Consider the following 19,907-nt stretch of genomic DNA (forward strand, 5'->3'; position numbering starts at 1 on the left):
ACTTCGGTGGTGATGGGACGTGACTGACCGAGAGCGAACCGATCGAGAACCCCGCTCGAACGGAGATTTCGTGCAGGAGGTGATGACCCGATCCGAGCTGCTGGAACTGCTGGCCGATCGGCCGCGGACGGCTCGTGAACTGGCCGATCAGCTCGAGATGGCCCGGTCGACCGTCCACCGGGCGGCCGATACGCTCGAGGCGCACGGGCTGGTCGAGAAACCCGCCGACCGCTTCGAGAGCACGGGCCTCGGCGACGTCGTCGCCGACGAACTCCGCACGTTTCGAACGAACCTCGAGGGCGCGCGACGGCTCGAGCCGTTCCTGAACACGATCGACGACTCGGCGCCGGCGGTCCCGGTCGAGCACTTCACTGACGCGACCGTGACCTGTTCGCGCCACCGACAGGCACACGTCGGCGTCAAGCGCATCACCGATCTCATCGAAGAAACGGACTCCCTCCGGATGTTCTCGAGCATCATCTCGCCGCTCTACGTCGACGTGGCCCGACGGGAAATCCTCGACGGCATGGAAATCGAGGTGATCTTCGACCAGCAGATCATCGAGATCATCCTCGAGCAACACGTCGAGGAGGCGATGGAGGCGTTCGAAACCGGCCGGTTCGAGGTTTACGTCGCCGAAAACGTCCCGTTCGAGCTCTTTCTCTTCGACGAGCGGGTGGGCCTGGCCGCGCACGACGAGTCGGGCATCGCCCGCGCGTTCGTCGAGACGACCGATTCCGGGGCGCGATCGTGGGCCGAATCGCTCTACGCGGAGTACGCGGCGGACACGGACGCGTTTCGGCTGGAGTGACGGAGAACACCGATTCCGCCACGCGAGGCGCTGGAACCAGTGACTGTTGCCGTCTCGAGACGGCCGTCCTTGGTCGGTTCGACATCGTCCCAAAGTCGCTCGAGAACGGCGCTCGAGTTCGTTACTCGAAATCGGCGCTCAAGCGCGTCCCGTTCGATCGATGCAACTCGTTCGACTGGTGCAAAACCGTCGAACGTTCGAATACCTCCCGTTCGTGCTATTCAGTCGATCTATTGCCGAATTATTCCATCGGGTATATACGACTCGCTGGTGTCCCTCTCGAACGATGGGACCTCGGTCCCTTCGAACGGACTACTCACAGGAATCCACCAATGACCAGTATGGACCGTAATCTCGATACCGTGACACGGAATACCCCCACGGACGCGCACGAATTTCGACTTGACGACGATCGCGAAACGACGGTGTCGATCGCCGAGGCCATGGCGACGATTCGAGGCTGTTCGTCGACCGATCTGCGACCGCTCTACCACGACGTCGATCCGACCCTGCTCGAACGCGTCGGCTCCCGGTCGAGTCGGCAGTCGTTTCACTTCGTCAGCAACGGATTCGACGTCACCGTCCACGGCACCGGTACGGTTCGAATCGAGTCCCTCGAGTGATCGGTCGAGCGTTCCAGCGTTCCAGCGTTCGAAGAGTCGAGCGAGTCGCGGGTAGCGGGTAGCGAGCGGGCACAATCGTTCGAATCGTAACCGGCGTATACAGCGCGACCAGTCGTCCACGAACAGCCGTCGATTGCTGACCGACGAATCCGAGAACCACCGATTTTTAGCCGACGGGTCCGGGAGCCGTCGGTCGTCGGCTCCCCGAGAAACGTTCACGTGGTCCGAACGGTACGGATAATCCGGTCAAAACACGTAGGAACCGAGATTATTCCCGTCACCACCCAACCCAGGGTACGATCAGTACATGACGACGAACATCCCATCACCAGCGCTGTTCGAGCAGGCCGGCGAAGTGACCTCGACGTTCGACCTTCTGGCCGACCAGCGGCGCCGCGTGGTGGTACGATACCTCGAGGAAACGACCGGCCCGGCGACCCTCGAGGAACTGGCCGAAGAAATTTCGTCTCGCGAATCGAGCGATCGGTTGCACTCGATCTCCGACCACGCGGACGCCCAGCACGACCACCTCCGGTCGATCACGATCTCGCTCCACCACGTACACGTTCCCAAACTCGCCGACGAGGGCGCGATCGACTACGATCCGGAGACGAAGACGGCCCTCCTCACCGAATCCGGGGAACGCCTCGCCGACCGGATGGACGCGATCTGTGGCGAGCCACGAGACACCTACGACCGCTCGTCGTAGCCGCCGCGAATCGAATGACCGCTCGTCGTAGCTTCCCCAACTCGAGCGCGATAACCGGTACCGTTTTGCACGACCGCGTGACACTGTGAGGTATGAACCACGCCAGGGGACCGCTGCTCACGATCGACCTCGAGAACCGCTCGTGGGAAACCGAATCGATCGACGACGTGCTCGAGCGCTACGTCGGCGGCCGCGCGGTCGGAACGAAACTCGCTCACGACCGGATTCCGTTCGACGCGGACCCGTTCGGGCCCGAGAACCGCCTCTTCTTCGCGACGGGACCGCTCCAGCACTCGACGATGAGCTTCACCGGACGGATGTCGGCGACCGGGCTCTCGCCGCTGACCGATGGCCTGCTCTCCTCGAACGCCGGAGGCTTCCTCTCCCGAAACTTCACGGCGACGGGCTACGGCGCCGTCGAGATCGCAGGCGAGAGCGACGACCTCGTGATCGTGCACGTCACCGACGACGGGGTCGAGTTCGAGGACGCGTCGGCACTCGAGGGGGCCGAGACGAGCGAGATTTGTGACTACATCGAGGACGAACACGGCCTCGAGGCCGAGCACACCGTCACCATCGGCCCCGCGGGCGAGAACCGGGTTCGCTTCGCCTCGATCATGACCTCGCGCGAGCGCGCGTTCGGCCGCGGCGGCCTTGGCGCCGTGCTTGGATCGAAGAACGTCAAGGCGATCACCTTCGACGGGGATTCGACGCACGACGTCGAGATTCCGCCCCTCCAGATGGACGTCCACCGGGAGGCCGCCCAGTCCGACCACATCATGAAACGACAGGGCACCTCCTCGATGACCGAATTCGCCAACACGGTCGAGGCCCTGCCGACGCGGTACTTCTCGGAACTGGGCTTCGAGGGCGCCGAGGGCATCAGCGGCGACCGCGTCGAGGAGAAGAAGTACAAGAAGGGGACCTGCTCGGCGTGTGCGTTCGCCTGCAAACTCCCGACCCGAGACGAGGAGTCCGGTCTCGAGACCGAGGGCCCCGAGTACGAGACGGTGATGGCGTTCGGGTCGAACGCCGGCGTGGACGACATCGTCGACGTGATGCAGTCGAACAAACTGTGCGACGAACTCGGGATGGACACCATCTCCGCGGGCGACGTCGTCTCGGCGTACCTCGCGAGCGAGGACGCCTTCGGCGACGCCGAGTTGATCCACGAGACCGTCGAGAAAATCGCCCACCGGGAGGGAATCGGCGACACGCTCGCCGAGGGCGTCGACCGCATCCACGACGAACTGGGCGTCGACAACTGGTCGGTCAAGGGCCTCGAGTTCCCCGCCCACGACGGCCGCACGCTCAACGGCCAGGGGCTGTCCTTCGCCACCTCCAACCGCGGCGCCGACCACATGTACGCCGAGTTCTACTCGCTCGAGTACCCGCTGGTCGATCAGGACCAGGCGATCGACAAGGAGGGCCTCGAGGGGAAACCCCCGAAGGTCGTCGAGAAGGAGAACCTGAACGTGATCAAGGACAGCGCGGTGCTGTGTAAGTTCTCCCGGGACTTCGTCGACGCCGACCGCCTCGAGACGCTGCTCGACGCGGACTACGACGACCTGCTGGCCGTCGGCGGCGAGGTCGTTGCGATGGAGCGCCACTTCAACAACCGGCGCGGGATGGACCGGGCTGACGACCGACTGCCCTACGAACTTCCGGGATTCGATGACGCCCTCTCGGCGTACTACGCCGAGCGCGGCTGGAACGACGACGGCACTGTTCCGGCAGACGCCGTCGGCGCGGGCGAGGCGGTCTCGAGCGACGACTGACGGGTTCGGCTGTTTCTGCCGTTTCCGCCGTTTCCGCCGTTTTCGCCGTTCCCGCTGTTCTCGCCGTTTTCGCCGTTTCACTGGTCGACACCGGGTTCGAACGCCTCGAGCCGCCGTCTCGCGTATCGATAGCCGCCCAGCCCCGCAACCCCGCCGAAGACGGCACAGAGGCCCACCGTCGCCGCGATTCCCGCAAGCGAGTCGGCGACCCCCGTCCCGAACCCGACGAAGAGCGGGCTCGCGACGACGACCATCGCGGCGAGATAGGCGAGCATGGCGTACAGTTCCGGCGGCGACAGGGAGGCGGGCGTCGGCCCCTCGAGGTTCGGGAGGAAGGCGCCGACGGCGAGCGAGAGGCCCGTCCCGCCGATCGTCACCAGCGTCGCGGCGGCCGCGAACCCGGCGACGGTCAGAGGCGGATAGCCTGCGGCAACGCCGACGAGGAGTGCAGCGGTGGCGACGACTGGCACGCCCGGAACGAGCGCGGCGAGGGCGTGCCCGCGGAGGATGGCGCCCGGTCCGCCCGGCGTGGTCCGCACGAGCGCCAGGGCGACGCGTTCGTTCCCGAGGGGGTTGAGCGTCGTCCCGAGGCCGACGGCCGAGGCGGCGTACAGGACGACGAGCGGCGCGAGCAGGGCGGGCGCCGTCGACGACACGTCGGCGGTCACCGGCCCAACGAACGCCAGCGGCAGGACGACGTAGAGCATCGCCCGCGGCGATCGGCGCATCCGACGCCACACCGTGGCGGTCGCTCCCGCCGTGGCCCGGCCGAACCGCGCCTCGAGCGCCCGGCCCACGACGCGCGTCCGCCGGTCGGAGCGTGAGTCGGAGACGGTGCCATCGTCGAGGACGGTCTCGGCGAACCACAGCGAGCGGCCGGACACGAGGGTCGTTCCCAGGGCGAGCGGGATCACGCCGGCGGCGACGAGCAGTGCAGCCCCGGCCTGGACGGGCACCGCCTCGAGGCCGGGCGTGGTCGCGAGCGCGAGGTCGCCGTACCACCCCAGCGGCGTCGAGCCGAGCAGGCCAGCGGCCCGACGGCTGGCGGCAAGTCCGACGAACGTGACGAACAGGAGGAGGACGCTCACGGCGTACCGGGCGCTGTACAGCCGCGGGGAGCGTCGGATGGCGGCCCGGATGGCGACGCCGACGGCGGTTCCGGCGAGCAGACCGGTCAAGAGGATGGCGCCGCTGCCGATGGCTGCGCCGACGAGCGTCGCGGGCGACCCCGTCCCAGCCGTGAACGCCAGCGCGGCCCCGAACGTGGCCGGCGCGACGAACCAGCCGTGCTCGAGCAGGGCTGCCCCCAGGACGCCGGTGATCGCCGACGAGAGCGGGACCGCGGTGACGGCCTCGGTCGGCGGGGTCTCCCAGCCGTCGCTCGTCGTCGCCCCCAGCGCGCCGAGACCCGCCGTCAGAACGAGCCCCGTGGCCGCGAGTTCGCGCGTGCGCTCGAGGACGCGGTCGCTCTCGGTGCCGACGAGGGTGCCGTAGTGGTAGGCGCCGGGTTCGGGCCAGACGGACTCGTAGACGGGGACCGGAACGGTGCCGACGAGCAACAGTGTGGCGAACGTCGCGCCCAGGACGACCGCGGCCGCCAGTTGCGGGTGGCGGCGGCGACGCCGGAGTTCGACGCGGTGGCGAACCGTTGCAATCCGCCCTGCGGCGCGGGCGGCGGCGAGGATGCGCTGACTCGAGGAGGTCACTGCTCGAGGTTACACCGGAGGGTGGTTCACTCTCACGGTTTCTCGTTCGTACCGGACGAGATACGCGACAATAATATAGAAATGATAGTAATTCACCATGCCGGAGTGGTGGGGATTTGAACGACTCTCGAGTCGCGGGAGACGCCGTACTCGACCTCGACGCGACGTCGATGGCCGGCCATCGGCCCGTCTCGGTCGGGTGTCGCGGCGAGTTTCGGCGCTCACTCGCGATTTCGTTCGTCGTCGATGCCGATGTCCTCGAGGTTCTCGAGCGAGACGGGATCGTTCCACTCGTCTTCGGCATCAGCGTCTCCGCTTCCACCCTCACCCACGCCCTCGTCGGTCCCCGACCGAACCGTCCAGGGCACTTCGTCGGCCCGCGAGGGGTGGACGTTGACGGCGCCGCCTCGGTAGGGATCCGTCTCGGGGTCGTAGTCCAGTTCGCTACGAGCGAGCAGGTAGACGATCGCGCCGTAGACCGGCACCGCGAACACGATCACGGCCCACTTCCGCGGGTTGGACATCCCGACGTCGCGGGCGTCGCGGTAGACGTACGCGGCGAGGCCGGCGAAGAACGCGAGCGAGGCGAGAACGAGCGCGGCGAGCGCCAGCAGATCCATGTCGGTCGTTGGCGCTCGAGGCTCCTAAACTGATTGCCGCCGAGTACGGGTCCCTAGTTGTACCAGTCCCGCCGCGCCCGAAGCACGCGGGCGATCAGCGGCAGATCCCGAACGCTGAGGAGTCTCGCGAGCGCGAGCCGACTCCCCTTGTTGGCCTGGGCCAGCGTATCGGTGTCGAGGCGGTTCAGGTCCGCCATAAGGTCGTCGTATCGGTCGTTCGAGGCGAGGTAGAGCAGGTGGGTCATCAGGAGGCGCGTGTCCACGTTCGGGGCGACGTCGCGGTGCCAGAGCGTGTCGTAGACCTCGAGGTTGTCGGCGGTGGGCTCGATCTGGCCGTGTTTGAGACAGCTGTCGGCGGCGACGGCGGCCGCCCGCCCGGACTTCATGCAGGTGTGAATCCCCTCGCCCCAGAGCGGGTCGACGGTCGGGACGGTGTCGCCGATCGCCATGAACCGATCCGTGTGGATCTGACCCGGCGGCTGGATGTGCGCCGACCCGCGATGCTGGCGGCCCTCGATTCGCTCGGCCGCTGCGAATCGGGGGTCGGTGTCGATCCAGTGCTGGAGGTAGTCGTCGATGTTGAAGTTGTCGCGGCCGTGCTGGTTGTGACTCTCGTTCTGGATGTAACAGACCCCCACCTTCGCGGTGTCTTCGCCGGTGTGAAAGATCCACGAGTAGCCCCCCGGCGCGATGTCGTGGTCGAGGCGCAACATCATGGCGTCGGTGAGGTCGGCGTAGTCGGGGTGGTCGACCTCGATCCCCTCGAGTTCGTACTCGATCCCGATGGCGTGGTTCTCCCGCTTGAGGTCGCTCACGCCGAGTTTCTTCGCCAGCGGCGCCGCGGGACCCGTCGCGTCGATGACGATGTCGGCGTAGAGTTCCTCGGACCCGCTGTAGGTGACGCCGACGGGCTCGCCGCCCTCCGTGATCGGTGCCGTCGCTCTCGAGCCGAAGCGGTACTCCGCACCCTTCTCGCGGCCGTCCTCGACCAGGTACCGCTTGAACTTCCCGAAGTCCAGCACCGCGCCCGGTTGGTCCTGTACGTAGTAGTCGTTCGGCGACTCGAGCACTACGGATTCGGTGAACTGCTGGACGACGTCGTCGGGGATCCCGAACGAGGCCATCATCGACGGGAACGTGCCGGCCGTCGACTTGTTGCTCTGTTTCGGGAACTCGTCTTCCGCCTCCGTCTCGAGGACGACGACGTGGTACCCGCGGGCGGCCAGGTCCCGCGCACACTGCGCACCAGCGGGCCCAGCCCCGGCGATCACTACGTCGCAATCTCCGTTCATAACCCACAGAGTGTGCTGGAGCATTATGAGTATACCCAGTTATGTTCGCGAACAGAACGTCACCGTCGCGTGTAAATATGGACTCGCTGGCACCCGTCGGTCGGACAAATCGGCTGCCACGCCTGCACTCACCGGTGGCGGTACTACGTATCTCGACCCCGTAGTACGACACATGTCACTCGAGACGCTCGCCCGGAGCGACGTCGTCACCGCGTCGCCGGACAGTTCCATTCGAGACGTTGCGTCCATGATGGACGAGGAGATGGTCGGCAGCGTGGTCGTCACCGAGGGGGACGAACCGGTCGGCATCGTGACCGACCGCGACCTCGCGCTCGCGGTCCTGGTCGACGGCGACGACCCCGAATCGACGACCGCCGAGGACGTCATGTCCGGAACCCTCCACACGATCGGCGTCGACGCGGGCTTCTACGACGCGACCGAACGAATGAACGAACACAACGTCCGGCGGTTGCCGGTCGTCGACGACGACGGCTCCCTCGTGGGGATCATCACGCTCGACGACCTGAGTGAACTGCTGGCGGACGAACAGAGCGAACTCGTCGGCGTGATTCGGGAGCAGCGCGCGCCGTACTGATAGCGCTCGCGTTCACGTTTCGAAGAGGCACTCGGCGACGACCTGCGTCCGCGCCGTGAGCGCCGTCGTCGTCTTCGAACTCGCCTGGAGCGAGTCGTTGATCGCCCCGTAGAGCGCGTCGAACGCGAGGTCGCCGTCCGCATCGCGCCAGTCCTCGAGCGCGGGCGACTCGAGGCCGCAGGTAGGACACTGGCGGGACGAATCGGGGTCGAGAACGGCGGGATCGTCCGCACCCTCGAGTCCCGTGAAACAGCCGTAACAGCACCCGAGTCCGACCGCGATGCCGTCAGAGCATTCGAGTACCTCGCGGAGGTTACGCTGGAGACTCCGCGCCGCGGTGCAGAACGCCTCGAGCGCCGCCGAGAGCGTGTCGGCTGGCGGGTTGTCGCTCGCCTCGATGCCGTCGTTCGTCACTGCGTCACTCGTTCCGACACCCGTCCCCTCGGCCGTCCCCGCCGCGAGCGCCTCGAGGTCGGACTCGGCCGGCGCTCGCTCGAGCGGGTCGAGGGTCGCGTCGACCATCGCGAGCGCGAGGCAGGCGTCCTGGCGAGCGGTGACGTAGGTTTCGCGGTCGTTCTCGCCGTCTTCGCTGCCCGCTTCGTCCGCTTCGTCCTCGCCGTCTTCGATCGTCGCCGGCAACTGCGTCGCGAGTGAGGCGAACGAGGCGATGGTCGAGATGGCGTCGCTCTGTCGTCTCGTCACGTCGCGAATCGTCTCGAAGAGGCGCGTTCGATCGTCGAAGACGGCGTCCTGAGAGCGGTGCAGCGTCCGAAAGCAGTCGTCACAGACGGTCACGAGCGCGCTCTCGTGAACCGTACCCTCGAGCGCGACGTCGCCGACCGCCGCGACGCGCGTCCCGGAGGAATCGCTGTCGGGCTCGGTATCGCAGTACCGGCACGTGTGATCGTCGCGTTCGAAGATCGCCTCACGATCCGCCTGCCAGGGTCGAGCGTCGGGTTCCACGACTGGTGGTCACGCCGGCGGCGCAAAAACGCTCCGGCTGTGGACCTCGCGCTCGACTGACGATCAGGCCGTCGCCGTCGCCGACACTTCCGCGAGGAACGACTCGAGCACGTCGTTCACCCGCTCGGCCTGCTCGAGGAAACAGCCATGGGAGCCACCGTCGATCTCGAGGTACTGGACGTTCGAGAGTTTCGCCTCGAACAGACGACCGTTCTCGACCGGGACGATCCGATCCTCGCTCCCGTGGATCACGAGCGTCGGCAGGCGAATCCCCTCGAGGCGGTCGCCCACGTCGAATCCGGTCATCGCTCCCAGCTGGGACTCGAGCGCCGGATTCGACGGCGCCTGGGCGAGTTGCCACTCGACCAGTCGATCCAGCAGGTGGGGGTTGCGGTTGGTGAATCGCTCGCTGAATAGTGTTCGGAGGCGCTCGCGAGCGGTTTCGCGGGGCGAATCCGCGCTCGCGAGGAGTTCCGACAGGACGTCCTCGTCCATCGCCATCGCGTCGACCCCGCCATGGCTCGTCCCGATCAGGGTGAGCGAGGCCGCACGCGAGTACTCGAGCGCGTAGCGCTGGGTGACCATCCCGCCCAGATCGAGGCCGACGAGGTGAGCGTCTCGAACCCCGGCGTCCTCGAGTACCGCCTCGAGGTCGGTGGCGAGTCCGCCCACAGAGTAGCTCAGGCGCGACCGCAGGAGCGGCGACCGGAGGCGTCGCGGGAGTCGACCGACGAGCGGGGGAAGTCCGGCATCGGAGCGGTCCGTGCCCCGCGTGTCGGGGGCGATCAGGTCGTACTCGCCGGCACCGGCGAGCGCCTCGCGCTGCCAGCGCCACTGCCAGCGCCCGAGGCCCAGTCCCTGCAGGAAGACGACGGGCGCCCCCTCGCCTCGTCCGTCTCCTCGCTCGCGCTCGTAGTGAATCGACACGCCGTCTCGCGTGACCCGTGGCATGCCTCGAGGTACGAGGTCTGGCCTCTTGAACGGGCACCACTGCCGACTGCCGACTCGAGCCCAGGTCGAGCACGTTCTGGCACCTGCCCGGCAAAATAATTGCCCGAACTGGTAAACCGTGTGTTTAACCACCCCCGGCGGAATGTATGGATTGATGAAACGGCTCCACGCTCGCTACCCCTTCCTCGAGGCCGCCCGCGAGGCCGTCGCCACCGAGGCGGTCGACCTGGCGACGGTCGTCGAGCAGGACGACGCGGTCGTCGAGCGCGCCCGCGAGCGCGCCGTCGCCGCCCTCGAGGACGGCGGAACGGGCGAGCCGAGTCGCGACGCCCGCGTCGAACTGCTCTCCTACCCGGTCGCGCGCGTCCTCGTGTCGCTGGTCGCCGAGAACGTGCTGATTCGAAAGTACGCCCGCGCGGAGGCCGAGACGGCGTTCGATCGGTTCACCGCCGATTTCGCGGACACGACCGAACTCAAGAGCGTCGAGTCGACCGGGGTCGACCTCGAGACGCTGCTCGCGGAGTTCGACCTCGGGCCGTCGGTACGATCGGTCGCTGACGATCCCCCGACGTACCGAATCGACGTCGGCGCCTACCTCCCACTCGCGGACGACCTCTGGGCGGACGAGTGGCGCCTGGTCAACCGAGCGCTCGCCGACGGCGAGGTGCCGATCACCGAGGCCGAACTCCTAACGCTCGTCCGCGAGGCCGTCCGGACCCGCGTCGAGGACGGCCTCCCCTTCGACGTGCCCGAACCGATCGCGACCGCGCTCGAGGACGAGGCCGCCGAAATTCGCGAGGTCCTGGCCGAGATGGACCTCACCCGGGAGATCGACACCGTCGTCCCCGACCTGTTCCCGCCGTGTATGAAGGCGCTGCTCGACGACGTCCAGAAGGGCGAACACCTGCCGCACCACTCGCGGTTCGCGATCACCGCCTTCCTGACGAGCATCGGGATGAGCACCGACGAGATCGTCGATCTCTACCGCGTCAACTCGAGTTTCGGCGAGGAGATGACGCGCTACCAGACCGACCACATTCGGGGCGATAGCTCCCCGACGGAGTACTCCCCACCCTCGTGTGCCACCATGCAGTCGTACGGCGATTGCGTGAACAAGGACGACCTCTGCGAGCGGATTCCCCACCCGATGGCCTACTACGAGCACCGACTCGACGACGCCGACGAGGACGACCTCGAGGACTGGCGCGCCGAGAGTGGGCAGTCGGCCGAGGGTGACTGACGACTGACGACTGACTTCTGGCGCCGCGGGTTCTCGGAAATCGTGTCTCGACGGAACGGACGTGAAAAGGCGAACGCGGAGAAGCGAGCGCGAAGTGTGCGGTTCGAACGGAGACGGACCGACTCGAGTTTCAGGCTGACGTGTCCGTTGTTCAGGCCGACGCGTCGGTAGAATCGTTCGTCACGTACGCGAGCGCGATGCCGACTGCCAGCATGAGCACGACGAAGCCGATGATCGTCCCCACAAGGAGCTGTCCGCCCTCGGGCGTGAGCGTCCCGTTCGTCTTGTAATTCTCGCCGACGACCATCATCGCACCGATCATGATGGCCACCATCGGGATCGCGACGCCGATTTCGATGAGTCGGTCGCGCTCGAGCATGATAGCGTGGATTTCGTCGCTGCGATCAAAAGCGCTTCGAAGGCGAAGGGGCGCTCGGGGTCGAAAGACTTAGTGTGGGGCTGACGTATGATTGGGTATGGATAAAGGTCAGAACACCGGCGGACTGATGTCCAGTGCTGGACTCGTTCGCTACTTCGACTCCGAGGACGACCGCGGGATCCGCATCGATCCGAAGACCGTGATCGCCTTCGGCGTCCTGCTCGGCGTGCTCGTACAGCTGTTGACGTTCGTCGCGTAAGTGCTGCGTTGACGAGCAACGTTACGCCAGTTTACGTAGCCATCGCCTTGCAGCATGTCCGGGTCGTAAGCAACGAAAGTTAGATACTGATTTGACAGAGGCGTGTTTTCTTCAAATATGTATCGTCGAAAGCTATTGACGTCTGGCGGGTCTGTGCTCTCGATATTGATTGCCGGTTGTACGTTTGGCGATAATGGAAGGAGCGACCTCGGGGAAGGCTCGACAGACGACACTGGAAACGGAAATAATGGAGACGGAATCGACGAAGACAACGAGAGCCCTAAAGAGGGTGGATCTGACAGTAGTTCGGACGACGACTTCGTCGAAATTCTCGAACACGAGTGGTACAGCGTTGACGCAGAAGATGCAGGCGTCTCCGATCGTCTCGAGAACGTTTCGGGTGAGGAAATCCACCTTGTGACTATCAAGGTGCATTTCGTCGGCGACGAGGGCACGCAAATCACGGAAGGGCAAGATTCGACGAGCAATCTGGAATCCAACCACGTGTGGGAATTCGATGTGCCGTATCCTGCGGACGACCCCGAACGCGTCGATACCTACGATATCGAGTCCGACGTCTCGGTCTACTGACCACAATCTCCGTGTTAGCGCCACATTCGTGCGCTCCGGGTGCTTCGATTTTCGAGCGGCCACGGTGAGCAACCCGCACAGGATGGACGTTCTTTCGGATTTCGTCCGCCGTCCCGCATTCGTGACGCGTCCTTTTTCTCCCCACCCCCACTACAGTAAGCTATGTCACTGGTTGCGGGCGTCATCGGGGTGCAGGGGAACGTCAGCGAGCACGCGGCAGCGATCGAACGCGCCTGCGAGGCTCGAGGCGAGGACGTCGTCGTCCACGAGATTCGAACCGCCGGCGTGGTGCCCGAGTGCGACCTGCTCGCGATGCCCGGCGGCGAGTCCACGACCATCTCGCGACTGGTCCACCGCGAGGGTATCGCCGAGGAAATTGTCGACCACGTCGACGCCGGAAAGCCGTTACTCGCGACCTGTGCGGGCCTGATCGTCGCCGCAGCCGACGCCCAGGACGACCGCGTCGAGACGCTGAACCTCCTCGACGTCCACGTCGAGCGCAACGCCTTCGGTCGGCAGAAAGACAGCTTCGAGGCTCCGCTCGAGGTCGCAGGGCTCGAGGAACCGTTCCCCGGCGTCTTCATCCGCGCGCCGGTGATCGACCGGGTCGGCGACGCGACGGTGCTCGCCGAGTGGGAGGGGCGCCCGGTTGCGGTTCAGCAGGGGTCGGTCGTCGCCACGTCGTTCCACCCTGAGTTGACGCAGGACGACCGAATCCACGAACTGGCGTTTTTCGAGTGAAACGAGACGACGTGAGACAGCGGCTACGGTAGTCGGCCGGCGTCGTCTCGCGCCGCGGGAAGTCGGTTCGCTCGAGGGGAGTCGTCTCTACGGGGGAGAGCCGACAAATCCACTATGTTTAGGCCCGCCTAAAGATCGAGGGAGTTATAGTGGTTTAGGCGAGCCTAACTCGTATGTCGAGAGAAGCGGGGACTCGCCGAGGGCCGACCCGGCGAGAGACGATCGCGTACAGTGGAGCCGTCCTCGGTGGTAGCGTATTCTCCGGTTGTCTGGCCGGAGAGGAGAACGGAGACGGGGATTCGCCCGCGTCGACCGGATCGGATGCCGAAGGCGATTCGGACGGCGAAGCCACTCGGTCCGAAGGCGAACCCTACACCGCCACGCTGGCGCCCGTGGGCGAAGTGACGTTCGACGCGGTTCCGGAGTCCGTTTTCACCGTCTTCCCCTGGTACGCCGACATGGCGGTCGCGCTCGGACACGGCGACAGCATCAACTCGCTGTGGTGGGCCGAGGAGTTCGACTCGATCATGCAGTACTTCACCGCGGACCTCGAGGGCGTGTCGGTCTCGTGGGCGGGCCTCGAGGGCCAGTACGGGGCGAACGAGGAGCGGCTGTACGAACTCGACAGCGACCTCCATCTCGTCGACCCCGCCTGGCTATCGACCCAGGACGGCTGGGACCGTGACGCCATCGATCGAATCGCCGACACTGTCGCGCCGTGGTTCGGCAACCAGTACAGTAACCTTCACCAGACGCCGCCCGAGGCGTGGACCACCGACTACGAGTACTACACGCTCTGGGAACTGTTCGAACGGGTCGCCGCCGTCTACCGGGAGCGAGCCCGGTACGAGGCGCTGACGTCGGTCCACGCTGATCTCCTCGCCAGGGTCGAGCGCGACCGCCCGGCACGAGCGGACCGTCCCACCGTCGGCTACCTCCAGCTGCCGACCGACCTCAGCGCCGTCTCCGTCCTCCGGTTGAACGCGCCCGGCTACTACAACGCCCACACGCGACCGCTCGGTGCGACCGACGCGTTCGAAGACCTCGAGATCACCGGCGAGTTCGCCTCGGTGGACTTCGAGACGCTGCTCGAGGCCGACCCCGACGTCCTCCTCGTGCTCTGGGGGATGACGTCGTCGGTGGATCTCGAGGCGTTGCGCGCCAATCTCGAGGACCATCCCGTCGGCGGCCACCTCTCCGCGGTCCAGGAGGGGCGGGTGTACACGCAGGGGACGCGGTTCCAGGGACCACTCATGAACCTGTTCCAGCTCGAGATGACGGCCAAACAGCTCTATCTCGAGCAGTTCGGCGAGTGGCCAGGATACGAAGACGGCGACAGCTATCCCGACTTCGACGTGGACGAGCAGTTGTTCGATCGCCAGCGGGTGAGCACCATCGTTATGGAGGGGAGCGACGAATGAGCAGCGACGACTCACGCCCCCAGAATCGACAGTGCCAATCGAACCGGTCGCAAGCGGAAACGGGATCTGATCCGTCGACCGACGGCCGCCCCCGCATGCTGGCCCGGACGTGGGTCCTGGCGGCTCGATTCGGCGAACCGACCGACTACGACGTCCCGACGGTGCCGGCGTGGACCGTCCTCGAGCCGCAATCGGGTGGCATCGCGTTCGCCGCGGACGGCGCCGAGCCGTTCATCCGCGCCGAACGCCCAGCGACCGTGCGGCGGTAGCGTGAGCGATGGTCGGAACGACGCTCCAGGCGATCCGAACCCACCTCGAGGGGCTCGCCAGCGAGGACGGCGAGTATTCGCTCGTCTGCGCCAGATACGGCGACCGACCGGCACCGGCCGCAGACCTCCGGTTCGAGAGCCGAGCGACCGCCCGCCTGGCTGCCAGGGCCACCGAACAATATCGGGAAACGCTCCGTCGGTACGACCCACAGTTGCCCTACTACGACGTGATCGTTCGTCAGGAACACCCACCGGGCGACTGGGGCGTGGCCGGGAACCGGGACTCGAGCACCCGTGTACCCGACGGCGTCGCTTCGAACGCTCGTTCGAAATCAGATGCCGGACAGCGGACGGGCGAGGGACGTGACCTCGTCGAGTTCTGTCACCGCGTCGCCGGTGCCGCGTTCGAAACGATGTCGGCCCACGGCTACGACGCCCTCGAATCCGCGGTCATGGACGCCTACCTCGCGCTCGCCGAACGCCTCTCGAGTCCCGACGGGCTCTGTTTGTGCTTGCTCGAAAGTACGGCGATCGAGCTCGCTACTCAGCTGTCTCCGGCCGAGCAAGTGACGTTCCTCTCGGCGACGGCGGCTCGGCTGAACGCGAGCGACGATCCGAGCCACGGTCGAGTGGAACGGTCCATCGACGAATCGCTCTCGCAATTGCGGGCCGTCGGCATTCTCGAGACGGTCGAGTGGGCTCGAACGGGACCCACCGAGACGACCTCTGCCTCGAGACGGGCCGTGATCGACCTCGGCGAGTACGCGCTGTCGCCCAGCGGCGGTCGGCTTCCGCTCTTGCCCGTCGTCGTCGAGTGGTTCCGCTGTCAGCAGGCGTGGCTTCCCGTGTCTGCAACTGCGAGCAATTCGACGAACGGGTGGCGGATCGAGGTCGTTCGCGCACCCGAGCATCTCGAGGCCGCGGGTGTGGACGGGGCGAAGAGCCCGCTCGCGCCGCGCATCTCCTGATCCCCATCTACGGTTCGAGCGCAGACTCGACCGCGTTCGAACGAGGGCCCCGACGCTGCACCGTCTCCGTGAGCGATTCGAATTCGACGAGGGCAGCGCGTACCTACTCTTTTTCTCACCCGCCGTCGTGAGAGAGTGTATGAAGGCATCGATCGACGCGGTTCGCGTCGCGGGGACCCCGCAGGGACCGGTCCCGGTCGTCGTTCTGGGGGTCGAGGGGGAGACGGACGTGGTCCCAATATTCATCGGCTTCGAGGAGGCGACCAGCATCGTCCGCGGCCTCGAGGCCGAGGACATCGGTCGGCCACTGACCCACGACCTGTTGCTCGACGTGATGGAAGAGCTGGGCGGCCGGGTCGACCGCATCGTCGTGAGCGAACTCGCCGACCGCGACGACGGGGAGGGCGGCACCTACATCGCGGACCTGCACGTCCAGACGCCCCGGGAGACCGTCGTCGTCGACGCCAGGCCGAGCGACTCGCTGGCGCTGGCCGCCCGGACGAACGTCCCGATCGAGATCACCGAAGGCGTCTTCGAGGCCGGGCGAGACGACAGCGAGAAGTTCGAACAGTTACAACCCCTCGACGAGACCGGTGACCTGTAGATGGACGACACGCTCGAGGCTCTGTTCGCAGTGATCGAGGATCGCAAAGAAACGCTCCCGGAAGATTCGTACACGGCGTCGCTGTTCACCCACGAGAAGGGGGAAAACGCCGTCCTCGAGAAACTCGGCGAGGAGTCGACGGAACTCGTGCTGGCAGCCAAAGACGACGACCGCGAGGAGATCGCCCACGAGGCCGCGGACATCGTCTACCACCTGCTCGTCCTGCTCTCGATGAAGGGTATGGAACTTTCGGACCTCGAGGCGGAACTCGAGGCGCGCCGCTGACGGCCGTTTTTCGTGACTGCTTCTCCGACGACCGACGCGACAACGCTCACCTTCGTCCGCCACGCCCACTCTCCCTACGTGCCGAACCGGGAGGCCGAACGAGGACTCTCCGGGCGCGGGCGACGGGACGCTGCTCGGGTCGCCGACGTGCTCGCTCGTGACGACCGCACCGTCGACGTCGTCTCGAGCCCCTACGCGCGGGCGGTCGAGACCGTCCAGCCGATAGCCGAAGCCGCCGGAACGAGCGTCGTCACGGACGACGGGTTTCGAGACCGGGCGCTGGCGGGAGACCACGTCGAGGACTTCGAGGCAGCGATCGAGCGAGTCTGGACGGAGCCCACGTTCGCCTGGCCGGGCGGCGAGTCGAACGACGAGGCGCAGGCGCGCGGCCTCGAGGCCGCCGAGCGAACGCTCGAGCGGTGGCCCGGCGACCACGTGATCGTCGGCACCCACGGTAACCTCCTGGCGCTGATCTTGCGTGCCTACGACGACCGATACGATTTCGACTTCTGGCGCGAAATGGCGATGCCGGACGTGTACCGGGTGACCTACCGGTGCGGAACCCCGGAGCGGATTACGAGAATCGATCCCGGCGCTCGAGCCGGGGCTCGAAGCGCTGGCGATTGACGGAACGGGCGCGCCCGCGGCGATCGCCGGTAGAACCGAACGGCTGAGAACGACGAGCGACCTCCGCAGGGAATCACCAGAAGTCGAGAAGTTCGCCGGGCTTCCGGTCCGGAACCACATCGTCCGGCAGAACGCCCCAGCCGAGGCGCGTCTCGGCCGGATCGACGTCGGTCTCGAACCCGGGATCGTTGGCCGGCGGGCCGCCGCGTTCGGCCGGAGGCGGCGCGCCGTGAGCGTGGGTGCCGTCGGGGTGCGGAACGGTCCAGACGTGCAGCACGCACGGCGTCCGACAGGGGAGTGAGAGGTCCCCCTCTCGGTAGTCGTGCTCGTACACCTGGCGGTAGTACTTCCACGCGAAGCGGCCGGGCAGGCCGCGGTGGTAGTGCCAGGGTGAACACCGGCGCCCCGCGGCGGGCGAGTCGTCGGTCGTTTCGCTCTCTGCGTCTTCTCGAGCGTAGAGCACGGGCGGCCGCTCGACCGGGTCGCCGTCGACGGTGGCGATAAACATGACGCCGATGGGTCGCCAGAACTCGTTGTCGACGAGGACCGCCTCGGGACGGCCGGGATCCAGGACGACGTCGTCGCCGATGTGGGCCGGGTGCAGCCAGTGTGACCACCCGTTCTCGGACTCGAGGCGCGCGGCGTCGAAGTACGGAACGAATCCCCGATCGAGCAGGTCGCCAACGGTGGCGTACTGGTCCTCGATCGCCGCCCTCGCTCGCTCCCTGAATTCGGCCGTTGTCGGATGGTCGTCCGCACACCCGTCCGTGCTCGCACCGTCGCACGGGGCCGCGTCCGGTTCGATCGTCGCCTCCGGACAGCGTCGACTCGAGCGTTCGGACCGCTTTGCGGTCGCGGTTCCGATCACGGACGAACCGCCCACCGAAGCGGCGGCTGCGAGCAGCGTCCGGCGCCGAATCGTCGGGGTGTCGCGCTTGCGCCCCATGACAATATTTACCACGACAGTACGAACTGTAAATCGTATCGGCGGTCGATCGAACTGTCGTATCGTCCGAACGGTCACCTTCCGCCACCGAACGCCCCTCGCCTATTGCACAGCCAGCGCCGCGTACTGCATATCCCAACCCCGCATACTGCACCCCCGGCTCGACCGAACTCGGATGGCGTCGATTTCGATCACGACCGGCAACGCCGTCAGAACAGATCCTGCGTGATTTCGAGCGTCTCCTCCCGGTCGTCCCAGCCGACGAAGATGGCGACGCTGGTCGCCGAGGTGATGAGGTCGTGGACGTTGATGCGGGCGTCCGCGAGCGGACCGACGATGCCCTGGATGACCCCCGGCTGGTTCGGGAGTTCGCCGCCGGTGACGCGGACGACGGCGAGCGGGGCGTCGACGGTGACGCTCGAGAGTTCGTTCCGGGCGATGACCTCGCGGTGGAGGATGTTCTCGGCGCGCTCGGAAGCGTCCTCGTCGACGTAGAATGTCACCGAGTCGAGGCCGCTGGCGACGGCGTCGATGTTGATGTCGCTCTCCCCGAGGGCGGCCGACAGCGACTGGAAGACGCCCGGCTTGTTCCGAATCGCGCGTCCGGCGACGGTGAGACAGGCCAGGGGTTCCTCGCGCATGTCCACGAGGCTCTGGAACTGGCCCTCGATGTTCGTCCCGCCGGCCAGCAAGTCGCCGTGCTGGTAGTGGACGACGCGAACGCCGAGTTGTCCGTGCTTGTACGAAAGTGCGGAGGGGGCGACGACTTCCGCGCCGCGGAACGAGAGGTTTCGAAGTTCGTCGACGGATATTTCGCCGACGTTGCGGGCGCCCTCGACGACCCGCGGGTCGCCCGTCATGACGCCCTCGACGTCGGTCACGATAACGACTTCGTCGGCGTCCATGTAGTTGCCGAGCATGACCGCAGTCGTGTCCGACCCGCCGCGGCCGAGGGTCGTCACAGAGCCGTCCGGCCCCTCCGCGAGGAATCCCGTGATGACCGGCACGGTGTCCCCGAGTTCCGCCGAGAGGGCGGCCGCACGGCGTCTGGTCTCCTCGACGTCGACCTCGCCGAACTCGTCGGTGATGACGGGCCAGCCCTCGCTCCCGGGTTCGTAGAAGGCGGCGTCGACCCCGCGGGCGGAGAGGGCCGCCTTGAGCATCCGGACGGAGGTTCGCTCGCCCATGCTGACGATCTGGGCGCGGTCGGCGTCGTCGGCCTCGAACGTGATCTCCTCGAGCAGGTCGTCGGTGGTCGAGCCCATGGCGCTGGCGATGACGGCGATCTCGTGGCCGTCGGCGACGGCGGCAGCGATGGAGTCGGCCGCGCGGTTGATCCGGTCGCCGCTTCCGAGGCTGGTTCCGCCGAACTTGGCTACGACGCGCATCGACTCACCCGCGCAGTCGACGGCGTCACGGTGGCATCGCTCATATGCCAGACCGTTACCAGAGCGGTCAGATAACTGTGTCCCTCCGTCGCATTTTTACCGTCGTCTGGTTGCCTCGAGCAGCCCCCTCGACCCCCGTCA

General features: G+C 66.5%; 23 protein-coding genes. 15 read left to right on the forward strand and 8 right to left on the reverse strand.

What is annotated here, in order from left to right; all coding sequences use genetic code 11:
- Window positions 1-19 precede the first annotated feature (19 nt).
- The 4 genes from J1N60_RS01200 to J1N60_RS01215 all read left to right on the forward strand — a co-directional run bounded on the left by J1N60_RS01200 (window position 20) and on the right by J1N60_RS01215 (window position 3,921).
- Window positions 20-811 carry a helix-turn-helix transcriptional regulator gene (locus J1N60_RS01200; RefSeq protein ID WP_312910041.1) on the forward strand — a complete coding sequence of 264 codons (792 nt, stop codon included), beginning with the start codon at window positions 20-22 and terminating at the stop codon, window positions 809-811.
- Window positions 812-1,173: 362 nt separating this feature from the next.
- Complete coding sequence (locus J1N60_RS01205; protein ID WP_312910042.1) at window positions 1,174-1,434, forward strand: HalOD1 output domain-containing protein; 261 nt, start codon at window positions 1,174-1,176, stop codon at window positions 1,432-1,434.
- 307 nt (window positions 1,435-1,741) lie between these two features.
- On the forward strand, window positions 1,742-2,143 hold the full coding sequence (locus J1N60_RS01210) for a DUF7344 domain-containing protein (protein ID WP_312910044.1): 402 nt from the start codon (window positions 1,742-1,744) through the stop codon (window positions 2,141-2,143).
- A gap of 92 nt (window positions 2,144-2,235) precedes the next feature.
- A complete protein-coding gene (locus J1N60_RS01215) occupies window positions 2,236-3,921 on the forward strand; it encodes an aldehyde ferredoxin oxidoreductase family protein (protein ID WP_312910045.1) in 1,686 nt (561 codons plus the stop codon).
- A gap of 77 nt (window positions 3,922-3,998) precedes the next feature.
- Here the strand turns inward: J1N60_RS01215 and J1N60_RS01220 are convergent, their stop codons facing one another.
- From J1N60_RS01220 to J1N60_RS01230, 3 genes are all read right to left on the reverse strand, one after another.
- Window positions 3,999-5,627, reverse strand: a complete 1,629-nt coding sequence (locus J1N60_RS01220) for a hypothetical protein (RefSeq protein WP_312910047.1) — start codon at window positions 5,625-5,627, stop codon at window positions 3,999-4,001.
- A 221-nt stretch (window positions 5,628-5,848) separates the two neighbouring features.
- Window positions 5,849-6,247: a PLD nuclease N-terminal domain-containing protein gene (locus tag J1N60_RS01225; protein ID WP_312910049.1), complete on the reverse strand. Its 399-nt coding sequence runs from the start codon at window positions 6,245-6,247 to the stop codon at window positions 5,849-5,851.
- A 53-nt stretch (window positions 6,248-6,300) separates the two neighbouring features.
- Entirely contained in the window at window positions 6,301-7,539 is a 1,239-nt protein-coding gene (locus J1N60_RS01230; protein ID WP_312910051.1) for a digeranylgeranylglycerophospholipid reductase, read from the reverse strand.
- 172 nt (window positions 7,540-7,711) lie between these two features.
- Between J1N60_RS01230 and J1N60_RS01235 the strand changes: the two genes are divergently transcribed.
- Entirely contained in the window at window positions 7,712-8,134 is a 423-nt protein-coding gene (locus tag J1N60_RS01235) for a CBS domain-containing protein (RefSeq protein ID WP_312910053.1), read from the forward strand.
- A gap of 12 nt (window positions 8,135-8,146) precedes the next feature.
- Here the strand turns inward: J1N60_RS01235 and J1N60_RS01240 are convergent, their stop codons facing one another.
- A complete protein-coding gene (locus J1N60_RS01240; protein ID WP_312910055.1) occupies window positions 8,147-9,097 on the reverse strand; it encodes an HNH endonuclease in 951 nt (316 codons plus the stop codon).
- Window positions 9,098-9,160: 63 nt separating this feature from the next.
- A complete protein-coding gene (locus J1N60_RS01245) occupies window positions 9,161-10,048 on the reverse strand; it encodes an alpha/beta fold hydrolase (protein ID WP_312910056.1) in 888 nt (295 codons plus the stop codon).
- A 154-nt stretch (window positions 10,049-10,202) separates the two neighbouring features.
- On the opposite strand from J1N60_RS01245, the gene priL reads away from it, so the two are divergent.
- Complete coding sequence (priL, locus tag J1N60_RS01250; protein WP_312910058.1) at window positions 10,203-11,288, forward strand: DNA primase regulatory subunit PriL; 1,086 nt, start codon at window positions 10,203-10,205, stop codon at window positions 11,286-11,288.
- Window positions 11,289-11,439: 151 nt separating this feature from the next.
- Here priL and J1N60_RS01255 read toward each other — a convergent pair whose 3' ends face one another.
- Entirely contained in the window at window positions 11,440-11,667 is a 228-nt protein-coding gene (locus tag J1N60_RS01255; RefSeq protein WP_312910060.1) for a DUF7472 family protein, read from the reverse strand.
- Window positions 11,668-11,764: 97 nt separating this feature from the next.
- Here J1N60_RS01255 and J1N60_RS01260 point away from each other — a divergent pair, with 97 nt between their 5' ends.
- From J1N60_RS01260 to J1N60_RS01300, 9 genes are all read left to right on the forward strand, one after another.
- Window positions 11,765-11,926 (forward strand): preprotein translocase subunit Sec61beta, encoded by a 162-nt coding sequence (locus J1N60_RS01260; RefSeq protein ID WP_254158420.1) that lies wholly within the window; start codon window positions 11,765-11,767, stop codon window positions 11,924-11,926.
- Between the two features lie 117 nt (window positions 11,927-12,043).
- Window positions 12,044-12,517, forward strand: coding sequence for an FxLYD domain-containing protein (locus J1N60_RS01265; RefSeq protein ID WP_312910062.1), 474 nt, complete (start codon window positions 12,044-12,046; stop codon window positions 12,515-12,517).
- 162 nt (window positions 12,518-12,679) lie between these two features.
- Window positions 12,680-13,258 (forward strand): pyridoxal 5'-phosphate synthase glutaminase subunit PdxT, encoded by a 579-nt coding sequence (gene pdxT / locus J1N60_RS01270; protein ID WP_312910064.1) that lies wholly within the window; start codon window positions 12,680-12,682, stop codon window positions 13,256-13,258.
- Between the two features lie 173 nt (window positions 13,259-13,431).
- The gene (locus J1N60_RS01275) at window positions 13,432-14,679 is read left to right on the forward strand and encodes an ABC transporter substrate-binding protein (RefSeq protein WP_312910066.1); all 1,248 of its coding nucleotides are present in this window, start codon (window positions 13,432-13,434) and stop codon (window positions 14,677-14,679) included.
- A complete protein-coding gene (locus tag J1N60_RS01280) occupies window positions 14,676-14,948 on the forward strand; it encodes a hypothetical protein (RefSeq protein WP_312910068.1) in 273 nt (90 codons plus the stop codon). Before J1N60_RS01275 ends, J1N60_RS01280 begins: the two co-directional genes overlap by 4 nt.
- Window positions 14,949-14,956: 8 nt before the next feature.
- Window positions 14,957-15,916 carry a DUF7551 domain-containing protein gene (locus J1N60_RS01285; RefSeq protein ID WP_312910069.1) on the forward strand — a complete coding sequence of 320 codons (960 nt, stop codon included), beginning with the start codon at window positions 14,957-14,959 and terminating at the stop codon, window positions 15,914-15,916.
- Window positions 15,917-16,055: 139 nt separating this feature from the next.
- On the forward strand, window positions 16,056-16,520 hold the full coding sequence (locus J1N60_RS01290; protein ID WP_312910070.1) for a bifunctional nuclease family protein: 465 nt from the start codon (window positions 16,056-16,058) through the stop codon (window positions 16,518-16,520).
- Window positions 16,521-16,805, forward strand: a complete 285-nt coding sequence (hisE, locus tag J1N60_RS01295; RefSeq protein ID WP_312910071.1) for a phosphoribosyl-ATP diphosphatase — start codon at window positions 16,521-16,523, stop codon at window positions 16,803-16,805.
- A 12-nt stretch (window positions 16,806-16,817) separates the two neighbouring features.
- Window positions 16,818-17,432: a histidine phosphatase family protein gene (locus J1N60_RS01300; protein WP_312910072.1), complete on the forward strand. Its 615-nt coding sequence runs from the start codon at window positions 16,818-16,820 to the stop codon at window positions 17,430-17,432.
- A gap of 73 nt (window positions 17,433-17,505) precedes the next feature.
- Here the strand turns inward: J1N60_RS01300 and J1N60_RS01305 are convergent, their stop codons facing one another.
- Both J1N60_RS01305 and J1N60_RS01310 read right to left on the reverse strand, forming a co-directional pair.
- On the reverse strand, window positions 17,506-18,378 hold the full coding sequence (locus J1N60_RS01305) for a hypothetical protein (RefSeq protein ID WP_312910073.1): 873 nt from the start codon (window positions 18,376-18,378) through the stop codon (window positions 17,506-17,508).
- A gap of 209 nt (window positions 18,379-18,587) precedes the next feature.
- On the reverse strand, window positions 18,588-19,766 hold the full coding sequence (locus J1N60_RS01310) for an aspartate kinase (protein WP_312910074.1): 1,179 nt from the start codon (window positions 19,764-19,766) through the stop codon (window positions 18,588-18,590).
- Window positions 19,767-19,907: the final 141 nt, after the last annotated feature.

The sequence above is a fragment of the Natronosalvus caseinilyticus genome (genome assembly GCF_017357105.1).
In the GTDB taxonomy this organism is placed as follows: Archaea; Halobacteriota; Halobacteria; order Halobacteriales; family Natrialbaceae; genus Natronosalvus; species Natronosalvus caseinilyticus.